Origin of the sequence: Rhodonellum sp., assembly GCF_030656585.1 — a bacterium.
GTDB lineage: Bacteria > Bacteroidota > Bacteroidia > Cytophagales > Cyclobacteriaceae > Rhodonellum > Rhodonellum psychrophilum.
Genome location: NZ_JAUSPP010000067.1, coordinates 68,881 through 82,254, shown reverse-complemented (window position 1 = coordinate 82,254; position 13,374 = coordinate 68,881). Strand labels below are relative to the sequence as shown.

Annotated in this window: 11 protein-coding genes and 1 tRNA gene; 6 read left to right on the top strand and 6 right to left on the bottom strand. The window is 41.3% G+C overall.

Annotation, left to right across the window (positions count from 1 at the left end):
* Positions 1-229: 229 nt before the first annotated feature.
* Positions 230-1,495, top strand: coding sequence for a metallophosphoesterase (locus Q7J63_RS17430; RefSeq protein WP_019599614.1), 1,266 nt, complete (start codon positions 230-232; stop codon positions 1,493-1,495).
* A 91-nt stretch (positions 1,496-1,586) separates the two neighbouring features.
* The gene (locus tag Q7J63_RS17425; RefSeq protein WP_304887981.1) at positions 1,587-1,994 is read left to right on the top strand and encodes a DUF4174 domain-containing protein; all 408 of its coding nucleotides are present in this window, start codon (positions 1,587-1,589) and stop codon (positions 1,992-1,994) included.
* 399 nt (positions 1,995-2,393) lie between these two features.
* Here the strand turns inward: Q7J63_RS17425 and Q7J63_RS17420 are convergent, their stop codons facing one another.
* Positions 2,394-2,810, bottom strand: a complete 417-nt coding sequence (locus Q7J63_RS17420; RefSeq protein ID WP_304887979.1) for a CBS domain-containing protein — start codon at positions 2,808-2,810, stop codon at positions 2,394-2,396.
* A 293-nt stretch (positions 2,811-3,103) separates the two neighbouring features.
* On the opposite strand from Q7J63_RS17420, the gene Q7J63_RS17415 reads away from it, so the two are divergent.
* Positions 3,104-3,177, top strand: a tRNA-Pro gene (locus Q7J63_RS17415).
* A 160-nt stretch (positions 3,178-3,337) separates the two neighbouring features.
* Here Q7J63_RS17415 and Q7J63_RS17410 read toward each other — a convergent pair.
* Genes Q7J63_RS17410 through Q7J63_RS17400 form a run of 3 tightly spaced genes read right to left on the bottom strand, consistent with a single transcriptional unit; the run spans position 3,338 to position 7,094 of the window.
* Positions 3,338-5,992 carry a Plug domain-containing protein gene (locus Q7J63_RS17410; RefSeq protein WP_304887977.1) on the bottom strand — a complete coding sequence of 885 codons (2,655 nt, stop codon included), beginning with the start codon at positions 5,990-5,992 and terminating at the stop codon, positions 3,338-3,340.
* A complete protein-coding gene (locus Q7J63_RS17405) occupies positions 5,992-6,822 on the bottom strand; it encodes a GLPGLI family protein (protein ID WP_304887975.1) in 831 nt (276 codons plus the stop codon). Before Q7J63_RS17405 ends, Q7J63_RS17410 begins: the two co-directional genes overlap by 1 nt.
* Before the next feature lie 59 nt (positions 6,823-6,881).
* A complete protein-coding gene (locus Q7J63_RS17400) occupies positions 6,882-7,094 on the bottom strand; it encodes a hypothetical protein (RefSeq protein ID WP_304887973.1) in 213 nt (70 codons plus the stop codon).
* Between the two features lie 582 nt (positions 7,095-7,676).
* Between Q7J63_RS17400 and Q7J63_RS17395 the strand changes: the two genes are divergently transcribed.
* From Q7J63_RS17395 to Q7J63_RS17385, 3 genes are all read left to right on the top strand, one after another.
* The gene (locus Q7J63_RS17395) at positions 7,677-8,216 is read left to right on the top strand and encodes a gluconate 2-dehydrogenase subunit 3 family protein (protein ID WP_304887971.1); all 540 of its coding nucleotides are present in this window, start codon (positions 7,677-7,679) and stop codon (positions 8,214-8,216) included.
* A 3-nt stretch (positions 8,217-8,219) separates the two neighbouring features.
* Positions 8,220-9,932: a GMC oxidoreductase gene (locus tag Q7J63_RS17390; protein ID WP_304887969.1), complete on the top strand. Its 1,713-nt coding sequence runs from the start codon at positions 8,220-8,222 to the stop codon at positions 9,930-9,932.
* A gap of 220 nt (positions 9,933-10,152) precedes the next feature.
* Positions 10,153-11,685, top strand: coding sequence for a Ppx/GppA phosphatase family protein (locus Q7J63_RS17385; RefSeq protein ID WP_304887967.1), 1,533 nt, complete (start codon positions 10,153-10,155; stop codon positions 11,683-11,685).
* Positions 11,686-11,930: 245 nt separating this feature from the next.
* On the opposite strand, the gene Q7J63_RS17380 is transcribed toward Q7J63_RS17385, so the two are convergent.
* The gene (locus Q7J63_RS17380) at positions 11,931-12,938 is read right to left on the bottom strand and encodes a DUF5777 family beta-barrel protein (protein ID WP_304887965.1); all 1,008 of its coding nucleotides are present in this window, start codon (positions 12,936-12,938) and stop codon (positions 11,931-11,933) included.
* A gap of 12 nt (positions 12,939-12,950) precedes the next feature.
* Positions 12,951-13,334, bottom strand: a complete 384-nt coding sequence (locus Q7J63_RS17375) for a c-type cytochrome domain-containing protein (protein WP_019599625.1) — start codon at positions 13,332-13,334, stop codon at positions 12,951-12,953.
* Positions 13,335-13,374 lie beyond the last annotated feature (40 nt).

Below are 13,374 nucleotides of genomic sequence, written 5' to 3'. Positions count from 1 at the left end.
TAATTAGGTGATTACTGTTTTTTTAACTTCACCCCATTGGATTCGGGATTTATCTTCCAAATAGTCTGATTTTCTTTCCCTTTCAATCGCATTTGGAAACCTATTGCGTATTTCGGGTTCAATTCTGGAAAAATTGTTGTCCAAGCAAATTGTCAATGTGCGTTTTCTTTGATTTTTTAAACCATTTCATCAGAATTGATGTATATGACAAGAATCTGCACCCAGTATTATGAACCAATTAGGATCCATCATTTTTCTTATCGCCATCTTTCTCTTCTCTACCTTTCTGAATTGGTATGTTTTTCAGGCAGTCAAAACCCTCACATTTGGCTTGGAAGGGGAGCGAATGAAACAGATTGTGGCGGTTTCTTATTGGTTGATTTTTGGAGGGATTTCCATTTGGTTGGTGATCACCTTTCTGAGGATTTTTCAGATGGGCGAAATAAATGTACAAACCCAAACGGCCCTCAATGTTTTTTTGACCGTGATGGTCACGCAATTGGTCTGTGTCGTTTTTCTTTTCGGGGAAGATATTGTCAGGAATGTTCAGGCTGGAGTAACCTACCTGGTGAACGGGTCCAATGGTTTTAGTTTTCCGGAAAGGATGAGATGGGTAAGCGGGATTGCCTTGGTGGTAGCCATGATCCCTTTTTCGAGTTTCATCTATGGAGTGACCAAAGGAAAACACAATTTCAAGGTGCACAGGGAAATCATTTATTTCGACGATCTGCCTGATGCTTTCGACGGATTTACGATCACCCAGATTTCTGATATCCATTCCGGTAGTTTTACCAATTATGATGCTGTTCAAAAAGGAATTGACTTGGCGATTGACCAAAAATCAGACCTCTTCGTTTTCACGGGGGATTTGGTCAATCATAAAGCAGAGGAGATCGATCCTATGCTGGATCAATTTAAAAAAATCAAGGCTCCCTATGGTCAGTTTTCTATTTTGGGAAACCATGATTATGGAGACTATGTCAGCTGGTCTACCAAAGAGGCAAAGGAAGCCAATTTCTTAAAATTGAAAAACCAACACAAAAAACTTGGTTACCGGCTCTTGTTGGATGAAAACGTGGTCATTGAAAAAGACGGACAAACCATCCAATTGCTTGGAGTGGAGAACTGGGGGCTTGGTTTTAAGGCAAAGGGAGATTTGGAAAAGGCTTTGGCCAACACTGCCGCCTCCGATTTCAAAATCTTACTTTCCCACGATCCTTCTCACTGGGACGAGGAAGTCAAGAAAAACATGAATAAGGTTCACCTGACGCTTTCCGGGCATACACACGGGATGCAATTTGGGATTGAAACTCCGATTATCCGGTGGAGTCCTGTCCAGTATCGCTATCCGAATTGGGCGGGATTGGCCGAAGAAAATGGGCGGTATCTTTATGTCAATAGAGGCTTCGGTTTTCATGCCTTTTCCGGAAGAGTTGGGATTTGGCCTGAGATCACGGTGATTGAGCTTCGCAAGACCGTTTCCTCAATGGAATAATTTTTTCGTTTTGACAGGCAATAGCCACATGCCTGAAAAACAATTCATTGAGTCTGCCAAACCAATTTGAACCAATCAAGGTTCTCATTGCATGGGGTTATACTGGATGATATTGGCAATGATGATGATGGCTGGACAGGATAGTGATTTGAAACTGGAGGATTTGAAATGGAAAAACAGGGTGGTCTTGTTTTTTCCGGAAGGTGGCGAGCAGGAATTGGACTTCACGGACAGTCTTTTGTTGGAAATGAAAGACCGTAAGCTTGCACTTTTTGTTTTTGAGGGCTCCCCGTTTACGAATCATGAAAAAACTTTTTCTCTCAATGAAATCGATCAACTCCAAAAAAGATATCAAATGGGTTCCACCAAAAGCTGTTGGGTTTTGATAGGTCTGGATGGAGGGGTTAAGCTGAGAAGAGAAGGAAACTTAGACATGGATTTGGTTTTCAAAACTATCGATTCCATGCCGATGCGCGTGTCTGAAAAAAAAAGAAATTAGCAGTATTACTATTCAACTAATTTATTATTAAAATAGGATTAAATTGATAATAAAAGAATTTTTTACGTTAAAACATTGAAAAATACCCTGTACAGGGTATTTTTCAATGTTTCCGAATTTATTAGATTTAAGCATATTTAAACTTAAAATAATGAAATTCTTTTATTTATCCACGAAAAGCAATTTAATAGATAAAAACGAAGTCCATGATCGTGACTGCCCCAAATTGCCTGGGATTTTTGATCGGGATTATTTGGGACCCTTCAACAATGAACAGGAAGCGCTCAGAAAAGCAATCATCCTTCACCCCGAATCCCAGCTTTGCGAAGTTTGTTGCAAAAAAGAAAGCACTGTGATTTTTGTTAAATAGTGAGTATTGGGAGGTCGATTTTGTCTTGATCAATATTGGTCCAAGAGGTATTTGATCACATCGGTAGTGGTGACGATTCCCCTCAGTATTTCACCTTCCACAACGGGAAGGGCATGGAATTCTTCCTTTGCAAATATTTCGGCAACTTCCTTGATGGGATCATCAGCATGGACGGATTTGAGTTTTGAGGTCATGACCTGGGCAATGCTCAGAATCTGCAATATGGCCTCTTCCGATCCTTCCTGATTGTCGAACAAGGCACCGAAAGTCAAGCGGTTGATGTCTGTCCTGCTGATCATCCCGGATATTTTATTGCCGGAAAGCACAGGGATATGGCGGATCTTGTGTTTTCGGAAGATGTTGACTACATCCTGAAGGGTTTCATTTTCCTGAACGGTATAGACATTGGTCGTCATGATGGTACTGACGGGCTCTCTTTTCTTCATGGCACTGTGGTTCTTGATTGAAATATGTTTCAGCTAATTTAACCATTGGGACAAAGACAAATGCTGATAAAAGTCATTTTTTGTATTGATTTTATGGGAAATCGAAACCCAAATAGCAAAATATCCGACGCGTTTTTGAAATATTGATTTTTTGGTGGGCGGAATTGTTTTACTAATGCATTGGCAATCAATTTGGAAAAGCACAGGTGGATTTCCTTCTTAGATTTAAGTTGGATTTTTTTTTGACATTGGATGGGATTTCTGAATGAATCCCTTAAATTCGAATCTTCAATCGGGGTGTGGCGCAGTCCGGTAGCGTGCTCGTCTGGGGGGCGAGAGGTCGCAGGTTCAAATCCTGTCACTCCGACAATTTGATTGAAATAAAAACAAAACCCAGTGGTACAGATGTAGCACTGGGTTTTGTGCTTTTTGTTGATTTCAGCCCTGCATATAAAGACTTTTTGGGGCTGCGCAACGAATACTCTTCACTTCTCCTTTTATAAACTCAATCCATGGTGATTGAGAGATCAAAAAGCATAGATGGCCTTAAGAACGAATTGTCTTGGCCTGAGCAAGAGGGACTGTTCTGTGATCAGATAGGAGGAATTGGAGGTGGTAAAGGAGAAGTTCTTGTTCAGCAAGTTTTGGCCGGACAGATGGAATTCAAATTTTGTTTTGGGGACGATCACTGAATAGTCAAAGTCCAAGAAGTTTATATTTGATCTGGAACTGTTGAGATTGGACTTGAAATTTAGAGCCGCATAGGTGAGAGAAATCTGATGGTTTTTGATGGGGAATATATAGAGGTTGACATTCGATTTATTTCTCCAAACCTTGTTGTCAAAAGATTCCTGTGCCTTTGAGTTTACAATGGAATGGGTTTGTTGTATTTCAAAATTCAGGATTTGGACAGGCCGATAACTTAGACGGAAGTTTAAGGTTTTTTGCGAATAAGTTAGATTCTGCAATTGGCTGTTCAAAAACAACTCGACGACTGAGCGTGTCAAAGTTAAGCCTGCAAAGAGACTTGTCCGTAGTTTTGGGATATATTTGCTCGCATCTCCGACCCAAGTAAAAGTTTTACCGGTGTTGGTCCTGTTAATCGAATTGATGACTATTCCGCCGTTCGGAAGAATCGTGTTTTCCGTCAAAGTATTTTTCTCAAAGAAGTTGGCTGTAAAAGTTGAATTGATAAACAGGGAAATCAAAGGATCCTTGAAACTTTGATTGAGCAGGAGAATATTGTTTTTGGAGACCGGCAAGTCAGAAGAATTGGTGTTGAGCAATTGATAATTTGAGGCAATGTATCCCGTATAGAGATCGCTGATATTGCCCACTGATATTCTCCTTGACAAGGAAAGTCTATTTGTGATTTGTTGTCCCAATTCCAACTGCCAGAAAAATCCGGGTTCAAAGAACAACTTGGTGTAAGTTGGTTTTATTTCTGATTCGGTTTCCCTGTTTTTAAAATAAGAGAATTTAAGGGGCGCCTTTAGGGTGATGTTGCTGTTTTTTTTGACAAAATTCCAGGAGGCGTTTGCGTAGCTGGTATTTTCTTCAAAATCCATCTTGTTTTCCTGGTTTTCAAAAATCGGCGATAGAGGAATCAATAATTCTGAGGCTAGTTTTTCCCTCTTCCAGTAATTCCCCAAAATCAGTGATGTGGGGATCCCCAGAAGCGATAATTTTCGTACCGTCATGGAATTGTCGATATAGAAATTATTGTATTTGACTGTCTGTCTACCCGGCATATCGCCAGTTCCCAAGCCTTCTTGGAATGCTAGGAAATAGGGTTGAACAATTAAATCAGGGTCTTCATGGATAACATTGATCGTGGATTTAAAATCGATTATTTTATTTTTGAAATTCAGCAATTTGTTGAATTCATTGTTTATCACCAGCTGATTGTTGTTGATCCCCTGGGAATTGTTCGTGTCGTTGAACAATCTGATTTGATTGTTGTACACATCCTTATATTTGATTTTGAGGTTGTTTTTCAGATAATTGTTATCCGTGTTTTTTAATAGGCCCAGATTAAAATTAAATGATTTGTCTTGTTGATTTTGAATCCCAGATGTAAGAATATCCAATGTGTCGGCTCCTGTCAGGTAGGTTTGACGATTGGAGAATTGATTTTCCACCTTTTCCAGTGAAAAATCAAAGAGAACTTTTATCTCAAGAGCCTTTTTCGTTTTAAAGAGGTGGTTGATAGAACCCAAGTGGCTCCTGTTGAAGTCCACACGGTTTTTATCGATTTCATCATTGCTGGTGGAGGAAATGTTGAACCATTGGGGAGGGTTAGGTTGGCTAGGGCTCAAATTACCTGAGTATAGATTCTTCACTTCTCCGGAAAGTTCGTTGCCCGTATTGTTGGTTCCGGCACTCAGGATCGTTTGGGAATTGGCATTAAAGAGCATTGGAGCGATTTTTAAATCCCACAAACCCGGAATCCCTGCCCCAAGGTGTCCATTTCCTATTAGTACATCTTTCTTTTTAAGGGTTAAATTCAATGAGGTTCTCGGGTTGAATTCCAAGCTGTCCAACATCCTTATCGGTTGGTGGTTTTCCAAGACTTCGATGGATTTAACGGCATCGACCGGAAGGTTCTTGGTGGCCAAATTGTATTTCCCTTCCAATAAGTCAAGGCCCTCGATATAGAATTTTTGAATCGCTTTTCCTTGGTAATTGATTGTGCCATTGCTGTTGACATCGATACCAGGGAGTCTCCTCAAAACATCAATAATGTGCCTGTCACCCGTGTTTTGAAATGAGGATACGGTGTATTCTATTGTGTCTTTCTTTTGGGTGATAGGATTTTTAATTCCTTCCAGAGTGAACTCATTGAGCTCGATTTCTTTTTCCTCCAGATAGATTTCCAATTCCTGCGACTTGGAAGGTGTTTTTAAAATAAAATCCCTGGTCGTCATGGATTTAAAACTTATCAAAACACTGTCTTGATCCGTTGCAAATTCAATTTGAAATATTCCATTTTGGTTTGTGAATGCGAAAGCCAATGTTTCGGAAGTTACAATGTCGATGGCCATCACATTGATTGAGCGTAAAGGATCTTTGGAATCCTGATACATCACTTTTCCTTTTATGATGCCCTGGCCCATTCCCCTACCCATGGCGAGCAGCAGAAAAAGCGATAAGAAAAATAAATATTTAATAATCCTCGGCATTAATCCAATTTTAACTCCAAAGGATTATTTGCCCGCTTGTATCTTTCCTGTGTCTGTCTTGCAGATTCAGGGGTTACCCTGCTGGCATCCATTTCGCTCATTTGGCTAAAGATATTTTTTTTGAATTCTTCTTTAATACCAAAAAATTTCTTTTTATCTGTAGTCCTGGCGCTTGATGGTTTTTGGTCAGAGACGTCAAATTTTCCTTTTTTCAGGGAGACCAGCGTAAAGCGGTAATGATTTTGTGTATCCGTTATTTCCATGATCAGGCCCGGCAATCCATTGAATGAATAAGGGCCATCATTGATCGGGATCTCGGGAGAATACCAGGCAAAAAAGGTTCTCCCCCCATAATCAAGTCTGGCTTTTTTACATTTGTATCCATTGATCTCCTTTTCTCCCGGTTCCAATTTCCAATGGAATTGGTTTTTTGCTTGATGATAAACATAGATGTTTTTGAATAATTTGTCGTAGGTGACGATGGTGTTTTCATTATTGGTTTTGAAAATTTTATATAAAAATATGGGATAGGGAAATACGTCCATTTCAACCAAAAGCTGGGTGTAATCTTTGCCCTTTCGGTTCTCCGGATGTTTGACATATTCGTTCAAAACCGAATCCCGCTGGTAGCCATAATAGCTTTGGAACAAACTCAAGGTGTCGCTGTGCCACAAAACCATTAAATCTTTTGATTTTTTTTCTGGATTTAAGCTGTCCCCTGAAAATTCCACTTCATAGAAAAGTGCCAAATCAGCCTCCTGAGCCTCCACTGGATTCCTCAAAATGAAAATCAAGAGTATGGAAAAGAAAATCGTGGTAGTTTTTTTCATCTTTATTATAAATTAAAAAAGGAGGGGAGTATTTTTCCCTCCGATTGAACAATTGTAATTTAAGGTGCGGGAGAAACAGATGCGTCCCCACAATGAAAAACCTGCCAAGTTACAACATCTTGGACCCTTTCTTCTTCGGAAAATCCGCAGGCCACACCCTGCACGCCGCAGCTTGTTGTGAAGGAGACGCAATTAAATTCAGGGTCTCCAGCAAAAAGATAATTCACGGTGCTTAGGCTTAAAATCAAGCCAACAATTAATGATTTTTTCATTTTTTACAGTTTTAAGTTAGAAAATTTAAACAAATACCAAAGAATTAGACTGTTAGCGCTAAGAACTAATTTTTTTCTAAGTAAAACAAAACATATTTAGTTGTCAAAACTATTGGCTTATTTTTTTTTTTTTTTTTTTTGTAACATGTTGTAAATCAATTAGAAAAATTTTTTTAAGCTGGATAAGCAAATAGTTGTCAATGGGGATGTTGATTTTTATTTTTTTTAAGACGAATTCCGGATGAGAACCCGAGATCTTTCGGTTGCCAATAAGGCGAAGCTTAATTGAAAATACTGCCAAGGGTTTCACAAGGAACTTTCAATGCCTGCAAACTTTTTCTTTCAATACTGATGAATAGAATTCTTCTTGGGTTTTGATGAAAATGGGAGGTAATTGGAATGCCAAGGTGTATACAGTTTGGTTTCCATAATTGGGTGATAAAATCTATAATAGATCCGATTTTTCCCAGGAAATAATGACATTTCACAATGAAATTGGTGGAGCCAAAATCTCAATCCCATTAATTCACCATCCATCCCAAATGATTGGCAAATGCGAGGTATTTTTATTTGATTTTGTCCATGGAGAGAAGAACCGCGCTCAAATCCTTGGCGATCAGCATCTGGGGAATAATGCTCCTGCCGGGCTGCGGCACAGGACTGGAAGAAAATGCCCTGCCGGGGGTCAAATTGCTTCCCTTAAACGCCCTTCAAAAAGCCAACCTTCAAAGCTTGGTGGATACCTTGATTCCTAAAACCGATACCCTTGGCGCGGTGGAATTGGAAGTCCATGGATTTGTGGATCGGATTCTTGCCAATTGCCATGAACTTGAAGTTCAAAATAAATTTATCCAGGGGCTTTCCAAACTGGAAAGCAAATCCCAAATGATGTTCAAAACTTCCTACAATGCCCTTGAAAAGCCAGAGCGGGAATTGGTGCTCATCGGCTTGGACAATGCTGAATTGGAATCAGATAAGGAGTTTTTTGATTTGGCCAAGGAACTGACGGTATTGGGATACACCACTTCGGAATATTTCCTGACCAATTTCACCAATTACCAAATGGTGCCGGGAGGCTATGATGGCTGTGTTGCGGTCCCTAACACTCCTTTTAAAATCTAAAACATGGCCAATTTAGCGATAGACGCCCAAAAAGAAATGACCTTTGATGCCATCGTCATCGGCTCCGGAATCAGTGGAGGTTGGGCGGCGAAGGAACTCTGTGAAAAAGGATTGAAGACCTTGGTCCTCGAAAGGGGCCGAGATGTAAAACACATTGAAGATTATCCCACTGCCACAAAAAATCCATGGGATTTCCAGTTCGGTGGAAAAATCCCTTTGGAGCAGCAACAGGAATTCGGTGCCCGTGGCGCCAGGATTCAGGAGTCCACCGCCCATTTTTGGATGAAGGAGAAAGAACAGGAAACCGTTCTGGAAAAACCATTCCAGTGGACACGCGGATATCAGGTAGGAGGGAAGTCCTTGCTTTGGGCAAGACAAACCCAGCGTTGGTCCAACTATGACTTCGAAGGTCCTGCAAGGGATGGCTATGCAGTCGATTGGCCCATTCGCTACAAGGATCTCGCGCCTTGGTACAGCCATGTGGAGAAATTCTCCGGTATCTCCGGCAATAGGGATGGATTGCCCCAGTTACCGGATGGAGAATTTTTGAAACCATTCGATCTGAGTTGTGTCGAAAGGCACTTTCAAAAAACACTGTCGGCAAATTACAAGGACCGCCACTTGATCCATGGTCGATGCGCGCATATCACAGCACCGGAGGAAATCCACCGGGAACAGGGAAGGGCAAAATGTTTAAACCGAAACCTGTGCAATAGAGGATGTCCTTTGGGCGGCTACTTCAGTTCGAATGCATCCACGCTTCCTTGGGCAGAAAAAACCGGGAATATGACCTTGAGGCCCAATTCGGTGGTCCATTCCATCATTTATGATGAAGGCCAAGGAAAAGCCACCGGTGTCAGGGTGATTGATTCGGAGACGCAACAAACTTCTGAGTATTTTGCCAAGATCATTTTTATCAATGCTTCTGCCCTTAATTCCAATTTGATTTTGCTCAATTCCACCTCTTCCCGATTCCCCAATGGACTGGGGAATGACAATGGATTGCTAGGGAAATACATTTCGTGGCACAATTACCGGGGCCATATTTCTGGGAGAAGCGAGGAATTTCAAGACATGATGAGTACTGGAAAAAACCCAAGCCACAGCTATATCCCCAGATTCAGGAACGTTTTCAAACAGGAAACAGATTTTTTGAGAGGCTATGCGGTGGGTTTTGGCTCCTCCTCCAGAGCAGTCCAATTTAGCCGTGGAGGAATCGGAGAAGCGTTGAAAGCCAATTTGTTTGACCGGACACTTGGGCCCTGGTGGGTCAGTGGATGGATGCAAGGGGAAGTGATCCCCATCGAGACCAACCATGTCAGGCTGCACGAAAGTTTGAAAGACAAATACGGCATTCCGCAGTTGGTGCTTTCCTGTGATTGGACCGAAAACGATGACAAGATGGTGTTGGATTACATGGCCCAGATGACAGAGATGTTTGAAAAAGCAGGATTCACGGATATTTCCGCAAGGGATTCCCATTCCGCTCCGGGATCGGATATCCATGAAATGGGAGGGGTCAGAATGGGCCTTGATCCGGAAACCTCCTTGTTGAACAAATGGAATCAGCTTCATTCCTGCAAAAATGTGTTCGTGACCGATGGTGCCTGCATGACATCCACCGCCACGCAAAACCCCTCCTTGACTTATATGGCATTTACGGCAAGGGCGGCGAATTTTGCAGTTGAGGAGTTGAAAAAGGGCACTTTTGATTAAAGTATTTGGTATATAGAAATTGGACTTTTTGTCCAATTGTTTGGTATTTAGAAGACTTTTATTCTTATAGGTTCTTTAGAAGTAATTAAAAGAAAAGGGAAAAGCATTTAACCGTCCAAATTGATGGATTTTTAGCCCAATTTGGTTTTACCTTTTTCTTTTTCAATGGAATGGCCCAAGGTTTTTGGGTATATTCGGCATTCCAATAAACCTTATCCACATGAATCTTGCAGCGATCGATATCGGTACCAATTCCATCCACATGATCATCGTGAAGGTGACTTCCCGACAGACTTTTGAAGTACTCATCCAAGAAAAGGAAATGGTCAAGTTGGGCGTAGGCGTTTTTGCCAACAAGCGCATCAACCAAAAGGCATTTGATGCCGGCATCGAGACCATCACCCGATATGTGCAGCTTGCCGACCAATACGGAGTTGAAGAAATCATCACCGCCGCCACCTCAGCCACAAGGGAAGCCAAAAACGGAAGGGAATTTTTGGATCGATTGATTCAGGACATAGGCCTTATTCCACAATTGATCTCTGGAAAGGAAGAATCAAGGCTTATTTTTCTGGCGGTCAGAAAGGCAATTGATCTTCGGGGAGAAAATGCTTTGGTCCTGGATATTGGAGGGGGAAGTACGGAGGCAGTGATAGGCAACCAGGATTCGGTGCTTTTCAAAAGCAGTCTTAAATTGGGAGTACTCCGTTTGTTGGACAGGGTTGGTGTCCAAGGACCGCTGGATGCAAATCAGCAGGAAGCCTTGCGTGAGCATGTCAGGGAAACTGCCCAAAAGATTTTTAAAAGAATCTCAACATTTAAATTTTCCAGGGTCATTGGCACTTCGGGAACCATTCGTTCTTTGGGCGAGGCCTGCCTTATTTCCAATGACACAACCATCGTCAATTCGGTTAATGCCGAGGTGGTGAAGGTTGGCGATCTCGAAAAAATAGTAAAGAAGCTCCTGCAGATGGAGCCTGAAAAGCGATCAGACATTCCGGGGATCAGTTCAAACCGGGTGGATGCCGTCCATCTGGGTGGTTTGCTTTTGTTGGAATTGCTTGAACTTGCGGGAGCAGACAAAATAACGCTCTGCGACGCCTCCCTTCGTGAGGGTTTGATCATTGATTATATCGAAAAAAACGGTCAAAAGCTGGAGGAAATCGGGGATGGAAAAAATCTTCGCGAGAGAAGCAGCTTGTTGTTGGCTGCCCGATACGCGACAGATATTGAACCCAAAAAGCATGTTTCCAGACTGGCCATGCAGCTGTTTGACCAATTGAATGGGTTAGCAGGAATGAAAAGTCTATCCAAGGAATTGTTGTGCCATGCTTGTTTGATTTACGATGTTGGCTTGTTTGTCAATTTCCAGGATTACCAAAAGCATTCCAGATATTTGATTCTGCATGGAAGATTGAGGGGATTCAACAATGAAGAATTGATGCTGCTGTCCCATCTGGCCCGCTACCACCGCAAGTCAGGCCCCAAAAAACGGCACAAGAAATTCAGGAGATTGGACAAAAAACAGCGGATGATGCTTCGCGGTCTTGCAGGGATTTTGAGGATTGCCGTGGGTTTGGACAAAACCAAAAATCAATGGGTTGAAAATATCGACTGCATAACAGACAATAAAAAAATCACCATCAAAATATTTGGGGAGGAAAACCTGGATATGGAAATCTGGGAAGCCCAACGCTATTCGGATACGCTTTCTGGATTTTTGAAAAGAAAAATTGAGGTGGTGAAGGGCTGATCCCTAAAAGGTTTTTCCGAGTCATTTGAGAAAGTGGTGGAGGACAAACAAAAATCATTGCCATGATGATTTTTATCTAAAAAATGAGCATTCAGGGGAATTTTAGATTCTCGTTTTTTGTAAAATTCTATTTCGCCAAAAGTGTTCAATGGGGCTTGAGAACTCGTTTTCATTGTTCTTGATGAATAAATAAGCCAGCTTAAAACTGACTTTTTTATTCATCAAGACTCTAAAAATAAATTGAATTACTCTTTTTCTTTGTTTTTTCTCTTAAACATCATTTCTCCCAAGTTCTCGTATTTCAAATCCATCAATCGGGTGATATTGAATCCGATCAGGAATCTCCCGTCAAAGGGGTCGTTCCTATTGAAAACATTGTTGTACTGAGGGACCAACCATTTGTAATTGCCCATAAATATCTGGAATGCGTGAAGTGGTGTTGCCAATTCTACACCAAGGCTTATATTCGGATTTGGATTGTTCAGATTGTGTTTGGTGATGGGTTGATCATAATTCCCGATAAAGGCAAAGGCATCAGAAACTTTATATCTACCCAAAACAGAAAAGGAAAAATGGTCATTTTTCATCTTCGCGATTTTTTGTTCTTCTTGTCCCAAGAATGCTTCTACGGCGTTAAAATGGGAGAAATTAACGGATCCTTGAATTGAGAAATCGCGCGTTACCTTTTTTGATACCATCAGTTGATGGAAAAAACTATATCGATCTGATTTATGAACAAAGCCTCCCTCAGGCCTAGAATCAAGCGCTACGTTTCCAAAATAGGTAACACTTACGGGAGCTGGGTTTTTTGAATCTTCGCTAATAAAGGCATATTTGGCATTGAAATCCCAAAGCATCCTATCCTTAGTTAGACCAAAACCGACCATCAATTTGTTGATGGGTGTATAGCTAAAGCCCATCCTGATGTTTGAAGGGGCATACATTCCCCATAGGTCATCGAAGCCATTGTTTACAGTACCAAACCTGTGAAGAATATCAAACTGGAAAGTTTGCTTCATCGGAACAAGCGTCGTCTGGTTGTCGATAATCCAGGTACTTTCAAATGTATTGCCTGTTCTTTGAAGCTTCCTGCTGTGTACCGAAATCGTTTGGAGCTCATCTTCGGGCTCCTCTACCTTTTCTTTTCCTGCTTTTGTTTTTTCTTGTGCATTTGCCTCTGGAATAATAAAATAACAGCAAGTTACAAGAAGTAAACTTCCGAGAAGGGTTATGGATTTGTTAGTTTTTTTCATGATTGGAGGAATTTAATTGTTGAGTGCCCCTTGGTTTATCCATGCCAAAACTTTGGCGTTGTAAGTGGGGTTTGGACCGCTAAGCGGCATGGAGAGGCTTCTATCTCCCCTCATCCATTGGATCAATTCGCTGTTTTCAGGATTCGCTTTGTCAATGTAATTGCCATTGATGAGCGCATTATAGGCAATGTCCAGTCTTAAATCCGGAGCAGCCGCACCACCGTGGCAGCTTGCGCTGTTACAGCTGGTGTTGAAGATGACCATGATATCTCCAGAGAATGACATTTCTCCCACATCTTGTGTTTCCGGTAAGTATTGATCATAGTAGCATGCATTCATAAGGAGGAGCAATCCTGAAAAAAGCCCCAAGAGCCAGAATTTTTTTAGATTTTTCATATTTGTTTGGATTTCTGATTAAGGTTGGGAGAAACATTTC

What these genes read in the sequence shown, in the direction of transcription:
- Q7J63_RS17430 (WP_019599614.1), top strand. Translation starts at nt 230, where the DNA reads ATGAACCAATTAGGATCCATCATTTTTCTTATCGCCATCTTTCTCTTC.
- Q7J63_RS17425 (WP_304887981.1), top strand. Translation starts at nt 1,587, where the DNA reads ATGGGGTTATACTGGATGATATTGGCAATGATGATGATGGCTGGACAG.
- Q7J63_RS17420 (WP_304887979.1), bottom strand. Translation starts at nt 2,810, where the DNA reads ATGAAGAAAAGAGAGCCCGTCAGTACCATCATGACGACCAATGTCTAT.
- Q7J63_RS17410 (WP_304887977.1), bottom strand. Translation starts at nt 5,992, where the DNA reads ATGCCGAGGATTATTAAATATTTATTTTTCTTATCGCTTTTTCTGCTG.
- Q7J63_RS17405 (WP_304887975.1), bottom strand. Translation starts at nt 6,822, where the DNA reads ATGAAAAAAACTACCACGATTTTCTTTTCCATACTCTTGATTTTCATT.
- Q7J63_RS17400 (WP_304887973.1), bottom strand. Translation starts at nt 7,094, where the DNA reads ATGAAAAAATCATTAATTGTTGGCTTGATTTTAAGCCTAAGCACCGTG.
- Q7J63_RS17395 (WP_304887971.1), top strand. Translation starts at nt 7,677, where the DNA reads ATGGAGAGAAGAACCGCGCTCAAATCCTTGGCGATCAGCATCTGGGGA.
- Q7J63_RS17390 (WP_304887969.1), top strand. Translation starts at nt 8,220, where the DNA reads ATGGCCAATTTAGCGATAGACGCCCAAAAAGAAATGACCTTTGATGCC.
- Q7J63_RS17385 (WP_304887967.1), top strand. Translation starts at nt 10,153, where the DNA reads ATGAATCTTGCAGCGATCGATATCGGTACCAATTCCATCCACATGATC.
- Q7J63_RS17380 (WP_304887965.1), bottom strand. Translation starts at nt 12,938, where the DNA reads ATGAAAAAAACTAACAAATCCATAACCCTTCTCGGAAGTTTACTTCTT.
- Q7J63_RS17375 (WP_019599625.1), bottom strand. Translation starts at nt 13,334, where the DNA reads ATGAAAAATCTAAAAAAATTCTGGCTCTTGGGGCTTTTTTCAGGATTG.